We start from the raw sequence: 23,604 nt of genomic DNA on the forward strand, positions 1-23,604 counted from the left end.
TAGAAACACTATTTGGCAATCCTAGCAATAGTAATTCGTATTAATAAAGCGAAGTAACACGATATATAAGTGTTCATGGTTTCTGTATGTAAAAGATTTGAACACAAAAAAACAGCTACCTTCTAAAAGATAGCTGTTTTTTATTTATATAGTATCGATAAACTCAATAAATAACGATTATTGAGCGACATCAAAGCGATCTGCATTCATAACCTTGCTCCAAGCATGAATGAAGTCACGAACGAATTTCTCTAAGTTGTCATCCTGTGCGTATAGTTCAGCATAAGCGCGCAAGATAGAGTTTGAGCCAAAGACCAGATCTACACGGCTGGCTTGCCATTTTACAGTGCCCGTACCGCGCTCACGCAGCTCATATAATGCAGGGGCATCATTGTTATCGGTCTTAACAGGATTCCATGTGTAGTTCATGTCAGTCAAGTTAACAAAGAAGTCATTACTTAGAGTGCCTGCACGCTCAGTAAAGACGCCTTGTGGGCTCTGACCATGGTTGGTATCGAGAACTCGCATACCACCAATCAATACCACCATTTCAGGAGCTGTTAAACCCATTAGCTGCGTACGGTCTAATAGCATCTCTTCAGGAGAGACCACGTAGCTGCCTCTGATCCAGTTGCGATAGCCATCATGTAACGGTTCAAGATCAGAGAAGCTTTCTGCTTCAGTCATCTCATCGCTAGCATCACCGCGACCGGCATTGAATGGTACGGCAATCTCAACACCTGCGTTAGCTGCGGCTTTCTCAATGGCAGTATTACCAGCCAATACGATTAGATCCGCTATGCTTACTTCTTTATCGAAGTTCGTTTGGATAGTCGTAAGCGCTGCAAGTACGCGATTTAATTGCTCAGGCTCATTACCCGCCCAGTCTTTTTGTGGGGCTAAACGGATACGAGCACCATTGGCACCGCCGCGATAGTCTGAAGCACGGAAGGTACGAGCGCTATCCCATGCGGTAATAATAAGCTCGCGATGATCAATACCACTGTCCAATATCTGTGCTTTTAGGCGATCGATATCATCAGCACTCAGATCAGCGTTACCTTCTGGAATTGGATCCTGCCATGTGAAGTCTTCTGATGGTACGTCTGCACCTAAATAGCGAGATTTTGGTCCCAAATCACGATGGGTTAGCTTAAACCAAGCTCTTGCAAACACCTCGTCAAAGTACTCTGGGTTGTTGTGGAAATTCTCCGAAATTTCACGATAAATAGGATCTTTAATCATCGCCATATCAGCATCAGTCATGATTGGGTTACGGCGTACACTTGGGTCATGCGCATCTAAAGGACGGTCTTCTTCTTTGATGTCGACAGGCTCCCATTGCCACGCACCTGCTGGGCTTTTCGTTAATGCCCACTCATGATTGAGCAGTAGGTCAAAGTACTCATAGTTCCATTCGGTTGGATTCGTGGTCCATGCGCCCTCGATACCACTTGAAACCGTATCACCTGCATTACCTGTGCCGTTAGGGTTGCGCCAGCCTAGGCCTTGCTCTTTGATGTCAGCGCCTTCTGGCTCATCTTCTAGTATCGTTGCATCACCATTACCGTGACATTTACCAACGGTGTGACCACCAGCTGTCAAAGCAACCGTCTCTTCATCATTCATCGACATACGACCAAACGTAGTACGGATATCTTGTGCCGTTTTGATTGGGTCAGGGTTACCATCGACACCTTCAGGGTTGACGTAGATCAAGCCCATTTGCACAGCGGCTAAAGGATTCTCTAATGATTCACGTTCTTCATCATTGTCGTAACGGTTTTTGGTAGCGGCAAGCCACTCACGCTCAGAACCCCAATAGATATCTTTTTCTGGATGCCAGATATCAGCGCGTCCACCAGCGAAACCTAAGGTCTTAAAGCCCATAGACTCATAAGCCATGTTACCCGCTAATATCATAAGGTCAGCCCAAGACAGTTTGTTGCCGTATTTTTTCTTGACTGGCCACAACAGACGACGTGCTTTGTCCAAGTTAACGTTGTCCGGCCAGCTGTTTAGAGGGGCAAAGCGTTGATTACCAGTGTTAGAACCACCACGGCCATCAGCACGGCGATACGTACCAGCCGAATGCCAAGCCATACGAATCATCAATCCACCATAGTGTCCCCAATCTGCTGGCCACCACTCTTGTGATTCTGTCATTAGGTTTTTCAGATCAGTTTTGACTGCTTCTAAGTCTAGTTGTTTAAATGCTTCAGCGTAATCAAAATCTTCACCCATTGGGTCAGTCTTTTTATCTTGCTGATGCAATATGTCTAAGTTTAGAGCATTTGGCCACCAATCTGTCGCAGCAGAAGCACTTGTGGTATGCGCTTGGTGCATGACAGGACAGCCGCCCATGCTAGGACGCTGCGGTGCATGCGTATGATCGACGTTTTCACTATGAATCGTTGGGCCTTTATCATCACCTTGGTTATAAGTTGTATTAGTGGGCGCATTGTTATCTCCGTGGTTTACGGGACAACCGGCAGTAGTCTGCGCTGTGTTTCTGTCAGCTGGGGTGTTGGTAGAGTCAGACATAATGGAGCTCCTAGGCTGTGATAATAAAAAGAAAAAATAGTTAATCGAGATAATCATTGTTTATACATAGAGCATAGCGAAGGTCTATGTATTTATAAAACTAATATATAAGAATTATAAGTTTTAAATTACCAATCATAAAAAGCTTGATGTTTTGTTTATCTAAACCTTTATTAATGCCTGAGTTCATCATCGCCAGTTAAGGTTAAATCAATAGAGTACGCTCAACTAATTAAGCTTGCGTCAATTTTATTGCTACCTTTATATTACCTATAAATACTGTGATTGTCAGACATCTTTCAAGAGAGCGTTTAGTAAGAAATAAGAGAGCTAAGGTAACCTTGTTGGGACAATGCAATTGTTTGCGTGACTATCAAGAAATATAAGCCATCGCATGACGCATGCTATCAATAAGTTAATGCAAAAATATCTAGTCAAGGTAGAGGTTCTCAAGTACCATAACTGGTTTTGTCGTGGTTCTTATATTTGTGCAACGTTGAGCAATTTTTATCGATCCCTTTATCGATAACCGATTCTAAAGATTGATAAAAATTGTGCGCAGTTGTGTTCTTTGTCTTAAGTATTGGTGAGTTATTATGTCTGCCGTCAAATCTGTGCCACCCCATCAAACCGTTGTCAAAAAATCATGGGGTGAAGCTGCAAAAGCTTATCTAGATCCTCGCGTTATCATTATGTTGTTCTTGGGTTTTTCGGCAGGTATTCCCATCTTACTTATCTTCTCAAGTCTGTCATTATGGCTTCGAGAAGCAGGCATAGACCGAAATGTGGTGACCATGTTTAGTTGGGCAGCATTAGGTTATTCGTTCAAGTTTATTTGGGCACCATTGATTGATGCGCTCCCTGTGCCGTTTTTGACCAAATGGCTTGGGCGTCGCCGCAGTTGGATGGTCGTGTCGCAGCTACTCATTGTGTTGGCGATCATTTTGATGGCAAAAGTGAACCCTGTCAGTGAGGATGTACTGGTATATATGGCAGGCGCTGCCGTGCTGCTTGGCTTCTCTTCTGCCACACAAGATATCGTGATTGACGCTTATCGTATCGAGCTGGCACCGCCCTCTATGCAGTCTATTTTGTCATCTATCTATGTGTCAGGCTACCGTATCGGCATGATTGTGGCTGGGGCGGGCGCTTTGTATTTGGCAGATTATTTCGGCTCAAATGAGACTTTTTATAGTTATGAGGCATGGCGTAATACTTACTACATCATGGCAGGCGTCATGACATTAGGGGTACTAACGACGTTTGCCAGCTATGAGCCAACTGCTGAGACGGTACAAACCCAAAAGCAAAAAAGCAATTTAAAAATATTCCTTGTGTACTCTGGTTTACTGCTCGTACCGGGTTTGCTGTTTGGTGTGATCTATCTAATTAATATTTTGATTAATACAGTATTTAATAGCACAATCGCCTTAATACCATTAATGGCGATGCCAGCCATCAAATTTTACTTTTTGGCATTGGTTGCGTGCGCACCGTTGCTCCTGTTCTACTTCATTATCAATCAGCCTAAAATCATTAATAAAGCGCCATTGGTCACCGAAACTCGTGAAGACTACGTCAGATTAGTAGCATTGTTTGTGTTTTCAGTGATTGCGTTTATTGCCGCTTATATAGTGATGGGACAAGTCCTGCCAGTGTTTGAAGGGGCGTTTGTCAGCTTCCTTGTAGAAACCTTGCATCTGCTCGTGAGCTTAGGTGCGGCAATGGTAGCAGGTTATGTGTTGGTACAAGTGGGTCTGGTCAAAAAAGAAGTGGCCATGGCAACTTGGGTTGAGCCAATTTTAGATTTCTTTCGCCGTTATGGCAAAAAAGCGCTATTACTATTATTATTGATTGGTCTATACCGCATCTCAGATATCGTAGCAGGGGTTATCTCAAACGTCTTTTATCAAGACATGGGCTTTAGCAAAACAGACATCGCCAATGCCGTAAAACTGGTCGGTGTGATCATGGCGATTGCAGGTGGTTTCTTAGGCGGGCTATTGGCTCAGCGTTTCCGTATGATGCATGCCATGATGATTGGCGCGATTTTAGCCTGTGCGACCAACTTACTGTTTGTGCTCCTGACATACAATCCAGGCAGTTTGCCCTTCATGTATTTGGCAGTGATTTTTGATAACTTGGCAGCGGGCCTTGCAAGCGCCGTCTTTATTGCCTTCTTATCCGCGTTGACCTCCATTCGTTTTACCGCCGTACAGTATGCGATTTTTTCCTCACTCATGACCCTGATACCCAAAGTGATGGGCGGCTATTCGGGTGCTATTGTCGATAATATGGGTTATCCATTTTTCTTTATCTTTACCTTTGCGATTGGTATCCCAATTTTGGTGCTGATTTATTTTGTCGATAAGCATATCGTCATTGGTGATAATGATGACATTTATGGCGATGACAATAATGATGGAAACAGTGGTAATGGCATAGGTGATAAGCTGAGCAAAACCAATCCAAACTCGACAGATACTAAAGAATCACCGCGCGCGTCAGAGTAGACTAAGCAGTATTTTTACATTCATTCATCGTTTTCTAAGAGTTATCTATGACCGCATCGACCATTCGTCACATCAAGCAGCACATACAGCAACTGACGAATGATGAGTCAAATAATCAGCTACCGTCGTTTTGGTTTACGGATTGGCTACTGTATGTCATTGATAAGCCTGCGATAGCGTTGATGATGGATGAAGATTATCAGCTAACTGATAGAGAGATGTCGCAGTTCAATGCTGGTGTGGTGAAAATGCAGCAAGGCATACCGCTCGCTTATCTGACTGGACAGCAGGAGTTTTGGTCGCTTAACTTTAGCGTGAATGAGCATACTTTGATTCCTAGGCCTGATACAGAAGTTTTGGTCGAGCAGGTGCTAGATTGGATAAACGCTCAGCCAATACATAACAGTCATAAGCGATTGCTAGATTTGGGGACAGGGTCAGGTTGTATTGCGATCAGTCTCGCTCATGAGTTAAAGCACGCTAATTGGCAAGTCGTGGCAGTTGATTTGTCGTCAGAGGCGCTTAAAGTGGCTCAGCATAATGCCGTGAGCAATAACGTTGCCAATGTTGAATTTATTCAAAGCAGTTGGTATCAGGCACTGCCTATTTGCGATGAGCCACAGTTTGATATAATCGTGTCAAACCCTCCTTATATTGATGAAGCAGACGCACATTTAGCCCATCTAACAGCTGAACCGATCAGCGCCTTGAGTGCACCCAATTATGGTCTGGCTGATATTGAGCATATTGTCTCCTATGCTACGACATACCTATGCGCAGGTGGATTATTGGCTATCGAGCATGGCCATGATCAAGGGGGTGCGGTTCGGCAGCTGTTTCTAGACAATGGGTTTGAGTCAGTACATACCGTAAAAGACTACGGTGGTAATGATCGCGTCACGCTAGGACAAGCTCAGTAGACAAACTTTTTAGTAAACTTATTTGATTATAGGCTTTGAATGATTATGGTAGAGGCGCTGGTACAGCTATCAGATGACGAGCTGCTGCGTTATGCACGGCAAATACTGCTAGACGGTTGGGATATGGATGCTCAGCTGCGACTAAAGTCAGCACGCGTGGTGATGATAGGGGCAGGCGGTCTAGGTTGTCCTGCGTCTGAGACATTGGTACGTGCTGGGGTTGGTTATGTCCATCTGATTGACGACGATGAGATTGAGGCAAGCAACTTACAACGCCAGACGCTGTTTTTACCTGACGATATCGGTAAGCCCAAAGCACTGACCGCAGCAGCCATGTTAGAGCGCATCAATCCTTTGATAAAGACTCGCGGCACAGTTGCGCGGTTAGATGAAGACAATGCCTATGAATTGCTCGATATGGCAACAGGTAAGCCTGACTTGCTACTGGACTGCACGGATAATTTTGCCACACGTGACATTATCAATCGTATCAGCGTGCGCTATCAGATTCCGCTGTTATCTGCCTCAGCGATTGCGATGCAAGGTCAGTTAGCACTGTTCGAACCTCAGCTCGATACTGGTTGCTATCACTGTGTATTTGGCTCAGTGGTGCTTGACGAAGCCGCTGACGAACGTACGTGTGCCAATTCAGGAGTGCTAGCCAGTACTACTGCCGTTGTGGGTAACCTACAAGCTAATGCCGCCTTACAATATTTAGGATTAACCAAAAATCCACTGACAAACAAGCTGCTTATATGGGATGGTAGCCAAATGCAGCAGCGGCTAATGGGCTATAGAAAAGACCCGCAGTGTCCTGTATGTAGCAGTCCTATAGTCAATCCTCTATAAATTGGATACGGTGTCAGGCTTGCTTAGTCTACGACTTATAGTACTTTCACTTGCCTTCCTTGTATCCAAATTATATTGAACCGACTATAACTGAGTAATCTGATTTTAACGTATTTCTATATTGTATTGCCTATCTTCAAACATCCTTCTTATTACCATAGTTGTTTTTTATGAAAATTCATCGTCCGCATTTATTAAAGCATACTTTCAATGTCGTCAATCGTGTTCGCCAAACAGCGAGCGTAGCAGGTCTGTCTGCGCTAAGAGTGGCAAAAGGTGAGAAACCTGACGCGATGCTACTCAAAGAAACCTTTGAGCAGTTAGGCACGACTTATATCAAAATCGGTCAGTTCATCGCCAGTACGCCGTCGCTGTTTCCACGTGATTATGTCAAGGCTTTTCAGAGCTGTTTGGATCAAACCACGCCATTGTCTTATGCTTATATCGAGCAGGTGCTGACAGAGGAGCTGGCGATTGATGGCATGACGCTTGCTGATAAGTTTGCCCATATTGACTCAGAGCCATTAGCATCAGCTTCTATCGCTCAGGTTCATGCAGCACGTTTGCATAATGGCGATGAGGTGGTGCTAAAGGTACAAAAGCCTGGCGTCGAGACTATTATGCAGACTGATTTGGGCGTCTTACATGGCGTGACCAAACTGCTTGAGATCCTGATGCCCTCAATGAAGTTTGCGAGTATTGCGCCAATTATCGATGAGATTCGTCTGCGCATGCTTGCCGAGACTGATTTTATCGCTGAAGCACAGAATATTCGCGATTTTCAGCAGTTTTTAGCCGTATCAGGCAATACTCGTGTCGTTGCACCAACTGTCTATGAAGAGCTGACCACCAAGCGTGTACTAACGATGAGCCGTCTATATGGCGTCTCTATGGTCGATGAGTCGCTCATGCGCCAATACTGCGCTGATCCTGCGCAAGTCATGGCAGACACTTTAAATACATGGTTTGCCAGCCTCATGCTGTGCAACAGTTTCCATGCTGATCTGCATGCGGGTAATTTGATGCTATTGACCGACGGCCGTATTGGCTTTTTAGATTTTGGTATTGTCGGTAAGCTCAAAGCTGAGAGCTGGCGTGCGTGCATGGGCATGATGCAAGCCATGCAAGACAGTGACTATAAGGCTATGGCTCGCCATATGATTGATATGGAGATGACGCATGGTGGCAATAAAGTCGATGTGGCTGCACTGGGGAATGACTTGCAACGAATGATGACAACCATCATGGCAGAAGATAAAACCTTTACCAGTGGTGTACCTTTCAATAGTAAAGAGCAAGCTGATGAGCTCAATAAAATGATGCTGGAGATTGTCGAAGTTGGCAAACGTCATGGTATTCATTTCCCACGCGACTTTGCTCTATTGACCAAACAGATGTTGTATTTCGATCGGTTTATGCGTACGCTAGCTCCAGATATGGATATGTTTAGCGATCAGCGTGTACAGATGCTAGGGCAGGATACAGTAGAGACACCAACGTTAGACGTATCATAGTTTTTGCTGATATTTCATCTCGACCTAACATATCTAATAACTGTTTATTCCTGCTTTTTTACTACTGCTTTTGACTGTCTAACACAAAGGATTGTGTGCTAATTGCCACAAAAATGGCGCTGTCATGATGACTGCTTTTAAAAGCCGTATGGTCCCGACGATTACCAACGAAGCTGCCATTGCCTGTATCGGTATGTACTGCATGGCAGTCGTTATGGGTTATGGCCGCTTCCTCTTTACCGCCACCTTACCTGATATTATGGTGCAATTGTCGCTATCAACGACGATTGCTGGCTGGCTGGCATCAATCAATTATATCGGCTACTTTATAGGTGCACTTATTGCTATGTTTGTGCCTCAGCGCTCAACATGGCAGACCATGACGCTGTGGGCGATTATAAGTGTTGCCACAACGATGCTACTCGTCATACCAAATATGTCGCTCATGCTATGGTATATCATTCGCTTAATCGCAGGTATTGCAAGTGGGGTAGCGATGATATTGAGTTCATCATTTGTCATTCAAAACCTTAGCCCTGAGCGCCGTTCTGTCCTATCAGCAGTCCACTATGCAGGCATCGGTGTCGGCATTAGCGCCTCTGCCATAGTGACGTGGTGGCTATTAAAGTTAGGTTATCACTTCGATGTAATTTGGCTGGTAGCAGGCGTCACCAGTTTACCGCTCGTATGGCTACTGTATGCAGTAAAACCAAGAACAATACAGAGTCTGGACTCGCAACAGATTGATGCAAAACAGCACGTGTCAGTGCATCAGGCCTATTTGAACTTTAAACGCGCCTTATATGAAGCCGTTTCTGGACACCATAAAGCGCTTGCTTTACTTTTTGTCAGCTATGTACTGGCAGGGTTTGGTTATATCAGTTCAGCAACCTTTCTGCCCGTTATGGCCGCGCAGCGCCTAACGACACAGACGTATGCTGGATTAATGATTTGGTTGGTCGTTGGTATTTTTGCAATGTTGTCAAACCCACTATGGGGCGCGCTTGCCAAGCGTATCAGTGAGATAAAAACTTTAATGGGGCTGACAGTATTGCAAGCATTTGGTATGTGCTTGCCGATATGGTTTGATGGTGCGCTTGGGTTATATGGTAATGCTGCAATTTTAGGATTGACCTTCGTCGGTATGGTAGCGATGACACTCACTTTATTTAAAAACATCAACCCTGCCTATTCTAATTTGCTGATTGCCTTGGCAACGCTGGCTTATGCATTAGGGCAGTTCTTGGGACCTTTGGTCACGGTAGCGCTGGCAGGGCAGGATGGTAATTTCAATGCAGGGTTACTTGTTGCTGCTGTTGGGTTGATGATTGGATTGGTGTTATTAATATTGTTTCGTCGACAGTCGCCAACGATCGCTTAGAGCGTCTAAACCACACTACGGCTAAATACTTCTCGTAATTCAAAACTGGTATGAACTTGCGCCACGCCTTCGATACGATTAAGCCGATGCAATAAAAACTCTTCATAGTGCGCCATATCACGTACCCTTACCTTAATAAGATAGTCTTCTGTACGCCCTGTGACAATACTACAGCTAATAACTTCCTCAAAGCTCTGAACTTTGCGTTCAAATTGCTCAAAACGCTCTGCTGTATGATGATCCATGCTAATAGCAATAAACACAGCTAGCGGATAGCCAAGCTTTTGTGCATCGGTCTTGGTCTGGTAGCCGGTGATAATATTCGTATCTTCTAAGCGTTTAATACGGCGTGCGCAAGGGGTAGCAGATAGGTTGACGCGCTCGGCAAGTTCAGTAATACTCATACGCGCTTGCGTTTGCAACAAGCGTAATAATTGTCTATCAATCTCATCTATATCTGCTGCTAATGTATTTTCAACTTGATTATCTGGCATCTTTATGACCTTGATAGTGAATTAACTCGATTATAATGGGTAATTTAGGTTTTTCCACTAAAATAATGACAAATAGAACGAAAGAAAGCAGGTTTCTCTCTGTTAAACTTTGCTATTATTATGGTATAAAAGTTAATCATCATCGTATGATAAACATTGATCTAATAAACAGCTAATCGCCTAGCTAAATATATAAATAACCAAGTCATCTAAGGATTGATTATGTCTGACCAAGCCACGCACACTGCAGCCACAGGGACTGCAAAGATCACACCAAAAAGTGCTGCTTTTGACTTCCGTAAATACCGTCCATTTGCATTTGCGCCATCGCTGCCAGATCGTACTTGGCCAAGCAAGACGATTGAGAAGTCACCGATATGGGCAAGTGTGGATCTGCGTGATGGTAACCAAGCACTGATTGATCCGATGACCATTGAACAAAAAATGCGCTTCTTTAAGACCTTAGTAGATGTTGGTTTTAAAGAGATTGAGATTGGTTTCCCGTCAGCGGCGCAGGTAGAGTTTGACTTTGCGCGTAAGCTTATTGAAGAAAACCACGTACCTGAAGATGTAACGCTACAAGTATTGGTACAAGCGCGCGAGCATTTAATTGCCCGTACTTTTGAATCATTAAAAGGTGCAAAACGTGCGGTTGTCCATGTTTATAACTCAACCAGCCGTGTACAACGCGAAAAAGTCTATGGCAAAGATAAAGCTGAAATCAAAGAGATTGCTATTGCAGGTGCCAAGCTATTACAAGAATATGCAGCAAAGTATCCTGAGACAGATTGGGTATTTCAGTACTCGCCAGAGAGCTTTAGCCAGACAGAAACTGAATATGCCGTAGAGGTTTGCGATGCAGTGTGTGACGTGTGGCAACCACAGCAGGGTCAGGAAGTTATTTTCAACTTGCCAGCGACTGTCGAAGCATCTATGCCCAATGTCTTTGCTGATCAAGTAGAGTACTTCTGCCGCAATCTAGCGCAGCGTGAGCATGTGATTGTGAGCTTGCATACTCATAATGACCGTGGCTGTGCGGTAGCGGCAGCTGAATTGGGTGTGCTTGCAGGTGCAGATCGTATCGAAGGTACATTGCTTGGTAATGGCGAGCGTACAGGTAACATGGATATCATGGTCATGGCCATGAACTTGTTTAGCCAAGGTATCGATCCTGAGCTTGATTTTAGCAATATGAGTGAAATCGTACAGGTGGTGAGCGAATGTAATAACTTACCATTGCACCCGCGTCATCCTTACGTAGGCGAGTTGGTCTTCACAGCATTTAGTGGCTCGCATCAAGATGCTATCAAAAAATCTCTCGACTACAATGAAAGCAATCAGAGCGAGACGGACAATGTCTGGGATGTGGCTTATCTACCCATTGATCCTGCGCACATTGGTCGTAGCTATCAAGACGTGGTACGTATCAATAGTCAATCAGGCAAAGGCGGCGTCGCGTACATCTTGCAGCGTAACTACGGCTTTAACTTGCCACGTTGGATGCAGATTGACTTTAGCCGTGTGGTACAAAAACAAGCTGAAGCGGCTGCTCGCGAGTTGCAAAATGACGAAATCCTACAGACCTTTGAAGACACGTATTTGCAGCAAGGCAAGTTTGAGTTACTAGATTATAGTGTCAGTAATAAAGGCGGCGAGGCTTATTTTAGCGGTCAAGTACAGATGAACAGTGATACGATTAATATCGATGGTACTGGTAATGGGCCGTTGTCATCGTTTATCGATGGATTGGCTCAGCATACGGGCAAATCACTACATATCATTAACTATGCAGAGCATGCGATTAACCCGCATCACAACAGCGGTAATGGTATCGATGATGATACCAATAGTGATAACAAAACCAATGCGAATGCGGCAGCCTACATTCAACTAAATGTCGATGGTGAGGTCTATTCTGGCATCGGTACTTGTAGTAGCACAGTATCAGCCATGCTAAAAGGGGCGTTATCAGCCTTTGCTCAAGCACTAAATACAGAAGCTGCTTAGTGGTTGGTTAAGTAGCAAATAATATTACGCAAAGTTCTGTATGCTAATAACGTCATCGCTTCTTGTCTCTAGCAAGTAAAGCGATGGCGTTTTTTTGCGGTAAAAGCCTATGACGTTCCGATTATGGATTTATGAGCAATAGCATAATGTTACTTGTGTTTTGGGTGTCTAAGACTTACGCTAATGTATATATTAAAATATTATAAATAAAAGGTTAATCATGGAACCTCTCTCATTTGCTTCCTTTTCTCTCGCATCTATCCTAGCATCATTGCCAGTAAATGGTGGGGTCACCACCCAGCCAACCATTACGACTCATATCAGTCCAGCCATTGTCGGACAATGGGAAATTGATTTAGATAGCAATATTACAATGACCAAAGAAGCGAAAGCTCGGCAAGCGGCATTAAGTGATGTGCAAACATCAAAGCTCATAGAGTCGAGTAATGAAGAGCCAGCGATAGAAGCAGGTACAGATGGTGGCATACTCACACAAAGCGAGGCGCGCGTCTTAAATATTCAGCCGACTACGAGCAAAAATCTGATTGCTTCAGTCAATAAGTCTAATCAGTGCCGCGAGTTGTATAATTTTGGCGCTGATAACGAGATGCGAGCTTCTAGTGGTAAAGAGTGGACCTATGGTCGTTACCTAGTCACGCATCGTGAAGAGGGGCTGCCTATTATCGCCATCAAGACGGTTTATGACAATAATGAAATCGATTGCTCAGGCAATCAGATTGACCAAACTGATGAAGCATTGATTGCATTCTTGTACCATGATGGCAATCAAATGCAGTGGTGTGCTGACCCTGATGGCAACGAGTGCTTTATGAGCTTTAATAGAGTTTTGCCATAACAGACAAGGTTTAGATAGTAGTGGGTTAACCTTGGAACCTGCTCTAAACGCCATAAAAAAACCGCTATATTGATAGCGGTTTTTTTATGGGTCTGATTATATGCTGAGCATCTTTATACTATAACGCTTTTTTGTCTTTGTTAGCGACCAACAGCTCTCTTTCGAGATAATGAATATTTTGGGCTTCACGAGTAAAGTCGTCATCTGCCAAAATTACATCACGATGCAATGGTATATTGGTTTTGATCCCTTCAATGATTAACTCATCAAGAGCGTGTACTGTCTTTGCAATGGCTTGCTGACGTGTCTGACCATGACAGATAAGCTTGCCAATCAATGAGTCATAATAGGTCGGTATCTCGTATCCAGGGTACAAATGCGAATCAAATCGAACGCCTGAGCCACTTGGCGCAAACAACTGATTGACCGTACCAGGGCAAGGCATAAAGGTCACTGGATCTTCAGCATTGATACGGCATTCAATCGCATGGCCTTGGATCTCAATCTCGCTTTGACGATAAGACAGACCATAACCGGCCGCGATTTTGAGCTGTTCGACGACGACATCGATACCAGTGATCATCTCAGTCACTGGATGCTCAACCTGTACACGAGTATTCATCTCAATAAAGAAAAATTCATTATTTTCAAATAGAAACTCAAACGTACCAGCACCTCGGTATTTAACAAGCTCACAGGCTTTTACGCAGGCTCTTAAGATGGGCTCACGTATATCATCTGGGATATCAGGGGCAGGGGCTTCTTCTAGTACTTTTTGATGGCGACGCTGCAATGAGCAGTCACGATCATAGAGATGGATAGCGTTACCGTTACCATCACCCAATACTTGTACTTCTACGTGGCGCGGGTTTTGTAAATAGCGTTCCATATAGACGGTATCGTCGCCAAACCACAGCTCAGCTTCTTGCTTGGCTGCTTGAACTTGACCGACAATTTCTTCAAAACGCTCAACGACACGCATACCGCGTCCGCCGCCGCCAGAAGCTGCTTTAATTATTAGCGGAAAACCGATATTGCGGGCTTGTTCTTCGGCATTATGTAGGGTGACAGCACCAACAGAACCAGGTACCGTTGGTACGCCTGCTTTTTTCATGGCATTGATAGCAGAGACTTTGTTGCCCATCAAGCGAATATGATCAGCGTTAGGACCCACAAAGGTCAAACCGGCTTCTTCTACGCGTTCTGCAAATTCTGCATTTTCAGACAAAAAACCATAACCCGGATGGATAGCATCCGCGCCAGTGATTTCAGCGGCTGTCAGGATAGTATTGATATCCAGATAGCTTTGGTTCGCATTGGGTTTGCCAATACAAATTGCCTCATCAACAAAGCGTAGGTGCATCAAGTTGGCATCAGCAGTAGAGTAGACCCCTACGGTTTCGATACCTAAGGCTTTGCAGGCTCGAACGATACGCAGGGCAATCTCACCTCTATTGGCAATGAGCAATTTTTTTATCATGGGTTCATCCTTGTCGAAACATCAGTCATTGACTGACTCTTGAAATATAGTGTTGTATTGGTTAAGCCCAGTACAATATGGCTATCAAAAATCAGTCGTAATGAAGTAAAGTATGGCAAATATCGTTACGCTTTATAGCGTATGACAGGTTGGCCGAACTGTACGACTTCAGAGTTGTCTACCAAGATTTCGTCAACAATACCACTTTGAGTCGCTTCAAGAGGATTCATGATTTTCATGGCTTCGATGATACCTAAGGTATCACCCGCTTGAACTTTTTGTCCGACCTTTACAAACGGTGGATCATTAGGGCTTGACGCTGAATAGAAGACACCAACCATTGGTGAGGACTCAACGTTACCCGCTTTTGCTGCAGGTGTTGCTTCAGCAGCGATAGGAGCCACACCAGCAGTAGGGGCTGCCATCATAGTAGGCGCAGGCGTATCATAGTGACGAGTCAAACTAATATGTTCGTCGTCAGAACTGATCTCTAAATTCACCAGTTCACTTTCTTCCATAAGGGCGATGAGGGTGCGTATTTTTTCAATATCCATAGTTTTTATCTGACCTTATACTAAATTCAAGAAATAGTGTAACTAAATATTGTCTAATTAATTGCTAATGATACCTAGATTCAAGGCAATGAGCAATCAATGTACAGTTGTTAACTGAGGATTTTTACATATTTTGACGTAAGCCATCTCTTTTAGTAAGAAATTCACTGTTATCAACCATCATGTGCGCGAACATTCTCTAATAGAGCAAGGCTACATCTACACGTGTACAGTCCAATCAATGTTAAGTAGCGATGATTGAGTAATGATGAGCGATAACAGTATAAAACAGGCTTAACCTGTTTAGCCCCATAATGCTGTTAAGCGTTTTTGCTGATAGAGCAGGCGCAATGTCAACAAAATCGATGATAAAAACAGACCTGTGATCAATGCCATCCAGAACCCTTGTGCGCCGATATCAGTGAAGCGTACCAAGTAAACACCTAATGGCAATGCTACTAGCCAATAACAAAAAAGCGTGACCCACATCGGGATGGTGGTGTCTTGCATACCGCGCAATATACCAGCGACATTGACCTGCCAACCATCAAACAATTGATAAGCTAGTGCAAATATCAGCAGATGCATAGATTGAGCCCTGACCTCTGGATTGTCAGTAAAGGCAGCTGCGAGCTCTGGCCTAAACAGCCAAATACCAAGCATACACACGATGGCGATAACCACCGTCCAAACAAGTCCAGTGGCTTGTACTTGACGCAACGCCATGAGGTTTTTTTGGCCAAAGCGATTTGAGACCATGATGGTGAGTGCCATGGCAACAGATATCGGTATCATAAACAGCTGTGAGGTGACCGCTAGTGCCACTTGATGCGAGGCGGTTGCGAGCTCACCCAATGGGCTAATCACCAGTGCACCCAAACTGAATAGACTGGCTTCAAAGAAGATAGAGATACCAATAGGAATGCCAAGTTTCAAAAGTTTTTTGATTTGCGCGCGATTGGGACTGGTAAAGCCATAAAAGAAGCGCGTGCTAGCAAACTCACGACGCTTGGTAAAGCTGGTATAAGCCGCCAGTAGTAAGACATTTATCCATAAGACCAGTGCGGTTGCCACACCGCAGCCCGCACCGCCCATCTCAGGCATACCAAACAAACCATGAATAAAAATGTAGTTTAGAGGGATATCTGCAAGCAAGCCAATGATACTAATGACGGTCACAGGCTCAGGACGACCTAGTGCTTCACAATAACTGCGCAATACGGCATAAATAGCCAAGGCCGGAAAACCGAATGAAACACCATGCAAGTACTGTGTGGCGATAGGTTGAATATTCTCAGGAACACCCATAACCCCTAGCACATTGGGTGCCAAGTTTACGATGATAAAACCAATAACCCCAATGACGCTTGCGGTCCACAAGGACTGCTGTGTGATATGTGGCACCTGATTGTGCTGGTCTTGACCGATGGCCTCACCAATAAGCGGGGTGGTGGCGATTAATATACCTGTGGCCAATAAAAAAAGCGGGAGCCAAATGCCAGAGCCAACAGCTACCGCTGCCAAATCAAGCGCAGAAACTTGACCGGCCATAATAGCATCGACCACACCGAGTGCGGCTTGGCAAAACTGAGTAATCAAGATAGGCAGTGCAAGTATGCCTAGGCGTAGGCTGTAGCTTTTGAAGTCTTTAAAAGATAATGGAAAAACCATGGTGAGCAACTTTTTATTCTATGCGGTAATTGTTATTAAAGTAGTGATTGTTAATAAGAAAACACGGCTATCAATCAATGAAGATTGAAGCAGGAAGGACAGGTTAGTGCCGACGATAATACGCCGATAAATAATATGAGCAAGCCTATATCGGCAAAGCGCTAAAATAAAAGCGCAGGCACTAAAACAGGCACTAAAATAAAAATAACCCGTCAATCCAAAAACTAGATTGACAGGTTATATATAGACTAGATGGTAAAGAAGCAAAGATACAATGTCAACGTTCAAGAGACCTTATACACCCTGCAAGCGCACTCTACTTGAAAATAGAGTAGCGCTTGTTCATCTACAATGATTCGGGCAAGTCTTGCACCACGGCTTGATAACCGATTAAGGTATTATTCTCATCAAATGCTTGTACGACAATCGCGTAATTGGTGGAATTGTCTGGAATGATTGGGGCAAACTGCGTTTCAAGATTACTCAATACTAGGTTCTGTACATAACCGTTAGCACCAGACTCGGCTTTATTGACATCGATTTGGCTGACCAGTAGATGTTTAGTATGGACAGGATTTTGCCATGTGACAGTTTTTTGACTGCCATTACCGATGATATCGAGATTCAAGTTGCCAACAGTATAATCAAGTGGATATGTTCTAAAATTAGAGCGATCACTGATGGTGTACGTCACGTTACAATTGTCTTCGCCACTTGACAGTCTCTTGCCGCCTAAACCATCTTGATATTCAAAGCTGCCTTTCCAAGGTGATCCCGCTTCCTTTTCCTCAAAGCTACCCGCAAACGTGGTCAATATATTCGGGGTCTCTAACCCTAAATCACTTACGTATTTAATATCTAAAAACTCTAGAGTATCGAGGCTACCGGTTACTTTACCAGCGATATAATTGTCTACTTTAATGGCTGAATTTATACCCAATACATTGTTTTCTTGACAGGCCTGCTGCTGATAACTAAAGCTACCATCGACACTGCCTGCGCCATCTTTACTGATGTCAAAATAGACAGCACCAATATCTATGTCATTACTGTCGCCATCATCAACCTCAACGAAATGACCAACATAAAGACCACCTCGGCCACCTTCTGGTGTTAATTTATCTAAGAATTTATCCAGTGATTCCTCTGGTAAAAATACGGATTCCAAAATCTCTGCCATAGATTTTTCATCATCGCTGAGCTTGTCTTCGACTTCTTTGTATTTTTCTTTGACTTTATCTTCTATGCGATCGTATTCATCTTTTACCTGATCTTCTATACGGTCGTACTCTTCCTTTACCTTGTCACCGTCACTACCGCAAGCGCTGAGGGTGACACTGAGAATGCTGATCGATAATACAGATAATAATAGCTTGGGTGCGCTCATATATGAGTCCTGATAATGGTTATAAAGAATTAATAAAAAAATAGAGGGGGATGGTTACCTATAGATCAGCACAGCTTTGGGCATTAATATAGTAAGTGTTAAGCAGTGAACGTATCAATAAGCAGCCCTTGATAGCACTGATATTATTCAATTATTACGGTAAAAACTGGGTTTGATCGCCCAATAGGTCAAGGGTCTCTGCCATATCCATAATCGTCCGCCAGTGTTTGGGTGCCAAAGGGATCACAGTCAATTGCTGACAGCCTTTTCTAACCAGTAGTGAATCCTCAAGTGCAGGCAAAAACTTTAGCTCTGACAATGGCAAAACGTCAGTGAATGCTTGCTCAAAAGTAAGGTCAACCATATACCAACGCGGCGTGTCTTCAGTCGCGATAGGGTCATAGTGACGATGCTCAGGGTGAAACTGGGTCGGATCAGGGTAGCCTGCTTTACTGACGCTCATAATACCAGCGACGCCAGAGGGTTTGGCGCTAGAATGATAAAAGAACACTTTATCACCCACTTTCATATCATCACGCATAAAATTACGGGCACGGTAGTTACGGACACCATCCCAGCTGTCTGTGTCTAACCGTTGTAAGTCATCTATACCAAAAAATTTGGGGTTGGATTTCATTAACCAATACGCCATATGTTGTATCCTTTACTTAATTTTTAATATTGCCATGGTCTACTTTTTATTAACCAACTCGCAAGTGTCCTTCTCATAAAGTTTCTATATACTGCCTATTATTTGATACGGTTAATAGAAGCTTTATACGTCATTTTGTTAATGATTTTATGCTATATCAGCTTTTCTTTCAGCCATCTAGCCGTTATCCTAGCGATATTTTCAATGACAATCGTCATTGAATATTACACCATGTTCATCACATAATAAGTTGATTTATGCCCCAAATGAAGGCTGACAGTATGCCAAGCGACCGTGCCACATTGAACCTCACTGAAAAAACCGTAAATGATGGTGTTATAAATGTGATGAATATTCCGTTATCACTTTATATACACATTCCGTGGTGTGTCAAAAAGTGCCCTTATTGTGATTTTAATTCGCATGAGCTGCCCGTAGACAGTCAGACCTCCATGTACGATGAGTATGTGGATACGCTGCTATTAGATGCAAGACTGCAGCAGTCATTGGCACAAGGGCGCACTATCGAATCGATATTTATCGGCGGTGGGACACCTTCACTATTGCCAATCGCGCAGTATCAACGACTATTTACGGCTCTGCGCAATATCTTTAGATTTGCAGATGATATCGAAGTCACGATGGAGGCCAATCCTGGGACGCTTGAGCATGCACCATTTGCGCAGTATCTAGAGGTTGGTATCAATCGATTGTCTATCGGGGTACAGAGTTTCGCCGCTGATAAGCTCACAGTACTCGGCCGTATCCATGACCCTGCTCAAGCATTATCAGCCCTTCAAGCGGCTAGTGCTGCAGGCTTTACACGGATCAATGTCGATCTGATGCATGGTTTACCGCAGCAAACCATGCATGAGGCGCTCGATGACATTCAGATGGCACATGATGCTGGCGCAACCCATATCTCTTGGTATCAGCTCACTATTGAACCCAATACGGTTTTTTATCGCAGTCAGCCCATTTTACCAGATGAAGATAATTTGGCTGATATTGAGCAAGCAGGACAAGCACTATTAGAGCAACTTGGCTATAGCAACTATGAAGTATCCGCATGGTCAGGGGCGTCAGACAAGCCTTGTCGTCATAACGTCAACTATTGGCAATTTGGTGATTACCTTGCGATAGGAGCTGGGGCACATGGCAAAGTCACTGTTGATCATAATGCAGGTAATCCTAGCGTATTAGAGCCAACAGAAAAAGCGTCACAGAATGACTTCCTAGCCGAAACTGGCATTTATCGTTTTAGTAAATCAAGATTGCCAAAAGACTATGTGGGAGAGCCTGATACGGCAAAGCCAATCGATGCATCACCAGTTATCAGTCAAAACGTCCCAAAAATGGTGGGTTGGCAAGCAATTGATAGTGATGAGCTGGTGAGCGAGTTTATGCTAAACGTATTACGCTTGCATGGCGGCGTGGCGTGGTCATTGTTTGAAGATAGAACGGGTCTGAAATATGATCATATCGCTGGACAAGTCGTTAAGCTAATAGAGCAAGGGTTATTGGTAGATAGTGATAAACAGCTACAACCGACAGTCTTAGGTCAGCGTTATCTCAATCAGATATTACGTGCGTTTTTATAAAGTCTTGCAACAGCACGTTTTTTGCTGTGACTTAGAACAAATAACCGAATACAAAAAAGGACTTATCAAATGATAAGTCCTTTTAATAATCTAAAAATACAAACTTAGATTTTGTTTTGTACTTCTTGAGCGCTACCAGAAACAGCATCGCCAGCGCTTGACACGTCTTGGCCAAAACCTTTAAAAGTGTTGCAACCAGTTAGAACAAACATAGCAGTCAAAGATGCGATGATTAATTTTTTCATAATAGTATCCTCAAAGATAAATGGGTGGTTATAAGTAACAACAGTGATACCAAGCAATATACTAAAGCCTCACTGAAGGGGTGCAGGATAAGACAATTAGGTGTAAATACCATCTTGTTACCCGTCACAGACATCATAGTGAAAGTTAAAAACCCTGCACAGTATCAAAATGTAATTATTGGCAGTAAACTGTAACTTTTAATTACCTATCGCTCATAAATTTCAATAATAGAGCGTTGAACGTTTCTGGAGTAAATAAACATGACCATTCATATCGTGCTGGTCGCCCCAAAAATGCCAAGTAATACGGGCAATATTATCCGCTTGTGTGCCAATACGGGGGCACAGTTGCATTTAGTCAGACCATTAGGGTTTGAGCTCGATGACAAAAAGCTTCGCCGTGCAGGCCTTGATTATCATGAGTATGCCAATTTGCAAGTACATGATGATTGGGTAGCAGCCCGCAAAGCGCTACAAGCAGCCGACTGTCACGTTGTCACTGCTTTGACCACCAAGCTAAGCAAGCCGTTCTATGACTACGATTTTGGTAGGCCGTCAGCCACTGAAAACACTGATGCTATTGGTAGCGAACAAGCATTCCATCAATCGCCTCATATCGCGCTAGTATTTGGCTCTGAAACAGCAGGTCTGGCTGATGATATACGTGAAGATATCGGTGCTGATAACTGGCTGAGGTTACCGATGCTAGCAGACTCACGCAGTTTGAATTTATCCAATAGTGTGGCGATATGTCTGTATGAGATATGGCGACAGCAAGGATTTTTAGGTGATGAAGGACGCAGTATTGGTTATGACACCTTGACGGTATATGACCCAAAATAAAATGATTGCTATCAAACATGGCGAGTCGAATATGAATAATTAAAACCAGTCATTATCAATCTTACGTTGTCTATAAGATGTACTCGTAGCAGCACCTTATAGACAGTTTGGCGGCTTTGGTAGGCCTGCGAGTCGGTTTACATGGCGCGCAACCAATCCTGTATTAAACAGCTGCTGTAGTTTCTGATTACTAATGTCTTGCTCCGGTAAGGTCTTTTGCAACCATTTAATCAAGGGGCGCGTCGCTGGCGCATGATTGAATTTCTCAAAAAATGCTCGTACTTGCTGCAAAATCTGTAAATGCTCGTCAGTTAAAACGACATCTAAGGTGTCTGCTAGTCGCTGCGCAACATCAGGTGTCCATATCTCATGGTCACACAAATGGCCGTCTTGATCTAAGGCGATATCAGTTGCTGCTATCGTAGTAGGCATGGTCATAAGGCAATCATCACCACTTTGTCAAATTGGCTGTCTTGAGTGAGAGTCACCCACTCTGCATCTGTCAATATACGGGTCAGCTTGGTCTCCAAACTGAGCTTGTCAGTGGCGCTTGTCGTAAGCTGTGCGACATCGTCGCCCAAGGTATATATACCCGCAATGTGTTCGATATCATGCTCATTTAGATACGCATTGAGCCAGTCGATAAAAGCAGCTGTGGTGCCGAGCAACATAATACTATCGCCTTTGCGCCAAGTGCGAGACATCTCCTCAGTGCTGCGTCTGAGGGTATCCATTGTGCTATGTAATTGATATAAAGTGGCCATAAAGGTATCCAATTGCGTGCTTTATTATTTTATAGGTGAGCTGATATGGGGGTTTCTACCAATAGTCTGGTGGCAGCGCTACCTAAAAAGTCAGAATCTGCTCAAAGTCTTGAGAGTTAATGATCTCTGGAACTAGGGTCAGCTGTGAGGCCAAGTCAGCTGGCAACATGCCAATCACCCAACCACTAAAGACATCATTGGGTAACCAAGCCGCTGGCAAGTCATAAAGCTCAAGTGACTGAATCATACCGTGCAAACGCGACTCAGACTGCATCAGTAGCCCAAAGACAGGAGCATCCAAATACAGCTGCACCTCATGGCCAAAAGTTGCTAGCGTTAGTGCCAGCGCACAGCCTTCATAGCTGGCCGATTCAGTGGGCGTATTCAGCTGAATTAATAATCTCATAATATATTCCTAAACGTATTGACCACTGACAAGCGCCATAACAAACAAGTGATAAATACTTTAATATGATTAAAACTGTATTAAATGACTGTCCTCTTGCATCATCATTGCAAGCTCACTGAGTCCTACCAATGTAAATCCTGTCGCAAGATTGTTCCCTTCAAGCTGATGGCGCGTGCTGTTATCGTCATCACTAATGCCGCGGCTAAGTGCAGTACTGACGCACACGGGCAGCGTTAACTGATACTGTTCAGCCAATGTCTGCCATTTTTTGGTCACATCGCTCTGATCTGCTGGTTGCCAACGCAGACAGTTAGCAGTATTTGCCGCATCACCATAAAAGAACACATTTAATTTTTTATTGTCTGTGTCCTCTCTATTTGAGAGGCTTTGGAGGTAAGCACGTGCATAACGTAACGCTAAGTGAGCTAAGGGATGACTGGGATCAGCAGTAATCAATAATAATTGGGTAGTGGTCGTCATAGGGCGCGGTATCACCTATTATAGATAAGAGTGTAGAGAGCGTAATCAAGTTGCTGCTAATATCAATATCAAGTTACTAGCATTAATAAAAAAAGCCAATGCTATCATTGCTGATACTATCACAAGGCGTATTTTGGATGCCTGTGAAAATAAGTTTGGTAGATGATACAAAATATAGTCGTTCATACTATTATTTTACAACAATATCGTGGTATAAAATTGTGCTTATAATACGTTCAATACACATAAAAACAATGACGCAGGATAAGCTTTTTTGTAGATTCTGTTTATCATTTTTATCAACCGTTTCTACCAAAAGTGTTTATGCTACCATAAAGCGGCTCAAACCAAACAGCGGCATATTCATCAAAATGGTCATCAAACACGATTTTTGAGTATTAATGGCGCTGTGACTGCCTCGTAAGAAAAAATAATAAACT

At 43.7% G+C, this 23,604-nt stretch carries 21 protein-coding genes; 9 read left to right on the forward strand and 12 right to left on the reverse strand.

The features are described from left to right. Positions 1-177 precede the first annotated feature (177 nt). Positions 178-2,364, reverse strand: coding sequence for a catalase/peroxidase HPI (gene katG, locus I6E86_RS04990; protein WP_197175965.1), 2,187 nt, complete (start codon positions 2,362-2,364; stop codon positions 178-180). A gap of 776 nt (positions 2,365-3,140) precedes the next feature. Between katG and I6E86_RS04995 the strand changes: the two genes are divergently transcribed. From I6E86_RS04995 to I6E86_RS05015, 5 genes are all read left to right on the forward strand, one after another. Continuing rightward, the gene (locus tag I6E86_RS04995) at positions 3,141-5,057 is read left to right on the forward strand and encodes an AmpG family muropeptide MFS transporter (protein WP_197175779.1); all 1,917 of its coding nucleotides are present in this window, start codon (positions 3,141-3,143) and stop codon (positions 5,055-5,057) included. 47 nt (positions 5,058-5,104) lie between these two features. Beyond that, the gene (prmC, locus tag I6E86_RS05000) at positions 5,105-5,977 is read left to right on the forward strand and encodes a peptide chain release factor N(5)-glutamine methyltransferase (protein WP_197175781.1); all 873 of its coding nucleotides are present in this window, start codon (positions 5,105-5,107) and stop codon (positions 5,975-5,977) included. A 45-nt stretch (positions 5,978-6,022) separates the two neighbouring features. Next, the gene (locus I6E86_RS05005; protein ID WP_197175966.1) at positions 6,023-6,826 is read left to right on the forward strand and encodes a HesA/MoeB/ThiF family protein; all 804 of its coding nucleotides are present in this window, start codon (positions 6,023-6,025) and stop codon (positions 6,824-6,826) included. Between the two features lie 170 nt (positions 6,827-6,996). Beyond that, a complete protein-coding gene (locus I6E86_RS05010) occupies positions 6,997-8,340 on the forward strand; it encodes an ABC1 kinase family protein (RefSeq protein WP_197175782.1) in 1,344 nt (447 codons plus the stop codon). A 124-nt stretch (positions 8,341-8,464) separates the two neighbouring features. Then, a complete protein-coding gene (locus I6E86_RS05015; RefSeq protein ID WP_197175783.1) occupies positions 8,465-9,721 on the forward strand; it encodes a YbfB/YjiJ family MFS transporter in 1,257 nt (418 codons plus the stop codon). Between the two features lie 5 nt (positions 9,722-9,726). On the opposite strand, the gene I6E86_RS05020 is transcribed toward I6E86_RS05015, so the two are convergent. Next, on the reverse strand, positions 9,727-10,215 hold the full coding sequence (locus tag I6E86_RS05020) for an Lrp/AsnC family transcriptional regulator (RefSeq protein WP_197175784.1): 489 nt from the start codon (positions 10,213-10,215) through the stop codon (positions 9,727-9,729). 222 nt (positions 10,216-10,437) lie between these two features. Between I6E86_RS05020 and leuA the strand changes: the two genes are divergently transcribed. Beyond that, on the forward strand, positions 10,438-12,222 hold the full coding sequence (leuA, locus tag I6E86_RS05025; protein ID WP_197175785.1) for a 2-isopropylmalate synthase: 1,785 nt from the start codon (positions 10,438-10,440) through the stop codon (positions 12,220-12,222). Between the two features lie 220 nt (positions 12,223-12,442). Next, complete coding sequence (locus I6E86_RS05030; RefSeq protein ID WP_197175786.1) at positions 12,443-13,078, forward strand: hypothetical protein; 636 nt, start codon at positions 12,443-12,445, stop codon at positions 13,076-13,078. A 118-nt stretch (positions 13,079-13,196) separates the two neighbouring features. Here the strand turns inward: I6E86_RS05030 and accC are convergent, their stop codons facing one another. The 5 genes from accC to I6E86_RS05055 all read right to left on the reverse strand — a co-directional run bounded on the left by accC (position 13,197) and on the right by I6E86_RS05055 (position 18,822). After that, positions 13,197-14,558, reverse strand: a complete 1,362-nt coding sequence (gene accC / locus I6E86_RS05035) for an acetyl-CoA carboxylase biotin carboxylase subunit (protein ID WP_194363155.1) — start codon at positions 14,556-14,558, stop codon at positions 13,197-13,199. Positions 14,559-14,683: 125 nt separating this feature from the next. Beyond that, positions 14,684-15,112, reverse strand: coding sequence for an acetyl-CoA carboxylase biotin carboxyl carrier protein (accB, locus tag I6E86_RS05040; RefSeq protein WP_197175787.1), 429 nt, complete (start codon positions 15,110-15,112; stop codon positions 14,684-14,686). A 303-nt stretch (positions 15,113-15,415) separates the two neighbouring features. Continuing rightward, the gene (locus I6E86_RS05045; RefSeq protein ID WP_194363157.1) at positions 15,416-16,783 is read right to left on the reverse strand and encodes an MATE family efflux transporter; all 1,368 of its coding nucleotides are present in this window, start codon (positions 16,781-16,783) and stop codon (positions 15,416-15,418) included. 346 nt (positions 16,784-17,129) lie between these two features. Further along, positions 17,130-18,170 carry a hypothetical protein gene (locus I6E86_RS05050; RefSeq protein ID WP_197175788.1) on the reverse strand — a complete coding sequence of 347 codons (1,041 nt, stop codon included), beginning with the start codon at positions 18,168-18,170 and terminating at the stop codon, positions 17,130-17,132. Positions 18,171-18,324: 154 nt separating this feature from the next. Next, on the reverse strand, positions 18,325-18,822 hold the full coding sequence (locus I6E86_RS05055) for an EVE domain-containing protein (protein WP_197175789.1): 498 nt from the start codon (positions 18,820-18,822) through the stop codon (positions 18,325-18,327). A gap of 347 nt (positions 18,823-19,169) precedes the next feature. Between I6E86_RS05055 and hemW the strand changes: the two genes are divergently transcribed. Next, positions 19,170-20,423, forward strand: a complete 1,254-nt coding sequence (hemW, locus tag I6E86_RS05060; protein ID WP_227680549.1) for a radical SAM family heme chaperone HemW — start codon at positions 19,170-19,172, stop codon at positions 20,421-20,423. 104 nt (positions 20,424-20,527) lie between these two features. Here the strand turns inward: hemW and I6E86_RS05065 are convergent, their stop codons facing one another. Continuing rightward, on the reverse strand, positions 20,528-20,668 hold the full coding sequence (locus I6E86_RS05065; protein WP_194363160.1) for an entericidin A/B family lipoprotein: 141 nt from the start codon (positions 20,666-20,668) through the stop codon (positions 20,528-20,530). A gap of 261 nt (positions 20,669-20,929) precedes the next feature. Between I6E86_RS05065 and I6E86_RS05070 the strand changes: the two genes are divergently transcribed. After that, a complete protein-coding gene (locus I6E86_RS05070) occupies positions 20,930-21,511 on the forward strand; it encodes a tRNA (cytidine(34)-2'-O)-methyltransferase (RefSeq protein ID WP_197175790.1) in 582 nt (193 codons plus the stop codon). A gap of 96 nt (positions 21,512-21,607) precedes the next feature. On the opposite strand, the gene I6E86_RS05075 is transcribed toward I6E86_RS05070, so the two are convergent. From I6E86_RS05075 to tusD, 4 genes are all read right to left on the reverse strand, one after another. Continuing rightward, on the reverse strand, positions 21,608-21,943 hold the full coding sequence (locus tag I6E86_RS05075) for a TusE/DsrC/DsvC family sulfur relay protein (RefSeq protein WP_413786987.1): 336 nt from the start codon (positions 21,941-21,943) through the stop codon (positions 21,608-21,610). 2 nt (positions 21,944-21,945) lie between these two features. Beyond that, positions 21,946-22,275 carry a hypothetical protein gene (locus I6E86_RS05080; protein ID WP_197175793.1) on the reverse strand — a complete coding sequence of 110 codons (330 nt, stop codon included), beginning with the start codon at positions 22,273-22,275 and terminating at the stop codon, positions 21,946-21,948. Positions 22,276-22,357: 82 nt separating this feature from the next. Continuing rightward, positions 22,358-22,681 (reverse strand): hypothetical protein, encoded by a 324-nt coding sequence (locus I6E86_RS05085; RefSeq protein ID WP_197175794.1) that lies wholly within the window; start codon positions 22,679-22,681, stop codon positions 22,358-22,360. Between the two features lie 69 nt (positions 22,682-22,750). Then, positions 22,751-23,164 carry a sulfurtransferase complex subunit TusD gene (gene tusD, locus I6E86_RS05090; RefSeq protein WP_197175795.1) on the reverse strand — a complete coding sequence of 138 codons (414 nt, stop codon included), beginning with the start codon at positions 23,162-23,164 and terminating at the stop codon, positions 22,751-22,753. Between the last annotated feature and the right edge of the window lie 440 nt (positions 23,165-23,604).

The sequence above is a fragment of the Psychrobacter sp. SWN149 genome (assembly GCF_015864565.1).
GTDB lineage: Bacteria > Pseudomonadota > Gammaproteobacteria > Pseudomonadales > Moraxellaceae > Psychrobacter.

Coding starts and splice junctions, on each gene's coding strand:
- katG (WP_197175965.1), bottom strand. CDS start 2,364: ATGGGCGGCTGTCCTGTCATGCACCAAGCGCATACCACAAGTGCTTCT.
- I6E86_RS04995 (WP_197175779.1), top strand. CDS start 3,141: ATGTCTGCCGTCAAATCTGTGCCACCCCATCAAACCGTTGTCAAAAAA.
- prmC (WP_197175781.1), top strand. CDS start 5,105: ATGACCGCATCGACCATTCGTCACATCAAGCAGCACATACAGCAACTG.
- I6E86_RS05005 (WP_197175966.1), top strand. CDS start 6,023: ATGGTAGAGGCGCTGGTACAGCTATCAGATGACGAGCTGCTGCGTTAT.
- I6E86_RS05010 (WP_197175782.1), top strand. CDS start 6,997: ATGAAAATTCATCGTCCGCATTTATTAAAGCATACTTTCAATGTCGTC.
- I6E86_RS05015 (WP_197175783.1), top strand. CDS start 8,465: ATGATGACTGCTTTTAAAAGCCGTATGGTCCCGACGATTACCAACGAA.
- I6E86_RS05020 (WP_197175784.1), bottom strand. CDS start 10,215: ATGCCAGATAATCAAGTTGAAAATACATTAGCAGCAGATATAGATGAG.
- leuA (WP_197175785.1), top strand. CDS start 10,438: ATGTCTGACCAAGCCACGCACACTGCAGCCACAGGGACTGCAAAGATC.
- I6E86_RS05030 (WP_197175786.1), top strand. CDS start 12,443: ATGGAACCTCTCTCATTTGCTTCCTTTTCTCTCGCATCTATCCTAGCA.
- accC (WP_194363155.1), bottom strand. CDS start 14,558: ATGATAAAAAAATTGCTCATTGCCAATAGAGGTGAGATTGCCCTGCGT.
- accB (WP_197175787.1), bottom strand. CDS start 15,112: ATGGATATTGAAAAAATACGCACCCTCATCGCCCTTATGGAAGAAAGT.
- I6E86_RS05045 (WP_194363157.1), bottom strand. CDS start 16,783: ATGGTTTTTCCATTATCTTTTAAAGACTTCAAAAGCTACAGCCTACGC.
- I6E86_RS05050 (WP_197175788.1), bottom strand. CDS start 18,170: ATGAGCGCACCCAAGCTATTATTATCTGTATTATCGATCAGCATTCTC.
- I6E86_RS05055 (WP_197175789.1), bottom strand. CDS start 18,822: ATGGCGTATTGGTTAATGAAATCCAACCCCAAATTTTTTGGTATAGAT.
- hemW (WP_227680549.1), top strand. CDS start 19,170: ATGAATATTCCGTTATCACTTTATATACACATTCCGTGGTGTGTCAAA.
- I6E86_RS05065 (WP_194363160.1), bottom strand. CDS start 20,668: ATGAAAAAATTAATCATCGCATCTTTGACTGCTATGTTTGTTCTAACT.
- I6E86_RS05070 (WP_197175790.1), top strand. CDS start 20,930: ATGACCATTCATATCGTGCTGGTCGCCCCAAAAATGCCAAGTAATACG.
- I6E86_RS05075 (WP_413786987.1), bottom strand. CDS start 21,943: ATGCCTACTACGATAGCAGCAACTGATATCGCCTTAGATCAAGACGGC.
- I6E86_RS05080 (WP_197175793.1), bottom strand. CDS start 22,275: ATGGCCACTTTATATCAATTACATAGCACAATGGATACCCTCAGACGC.
- I6E86_RS05085 (WP_197175794.1), bottom strand. CDS start 22,681: ATGAGATTATTAATTCAGCTGAATACGCCCACTGAATCGGCCAGCTAT.
- tusD (WP_197175795.1), bottom strand. CDS start 23,164: ATGACGACCACTACCCAATTATTATTGATTACTGCTGATCCCAGTCAT.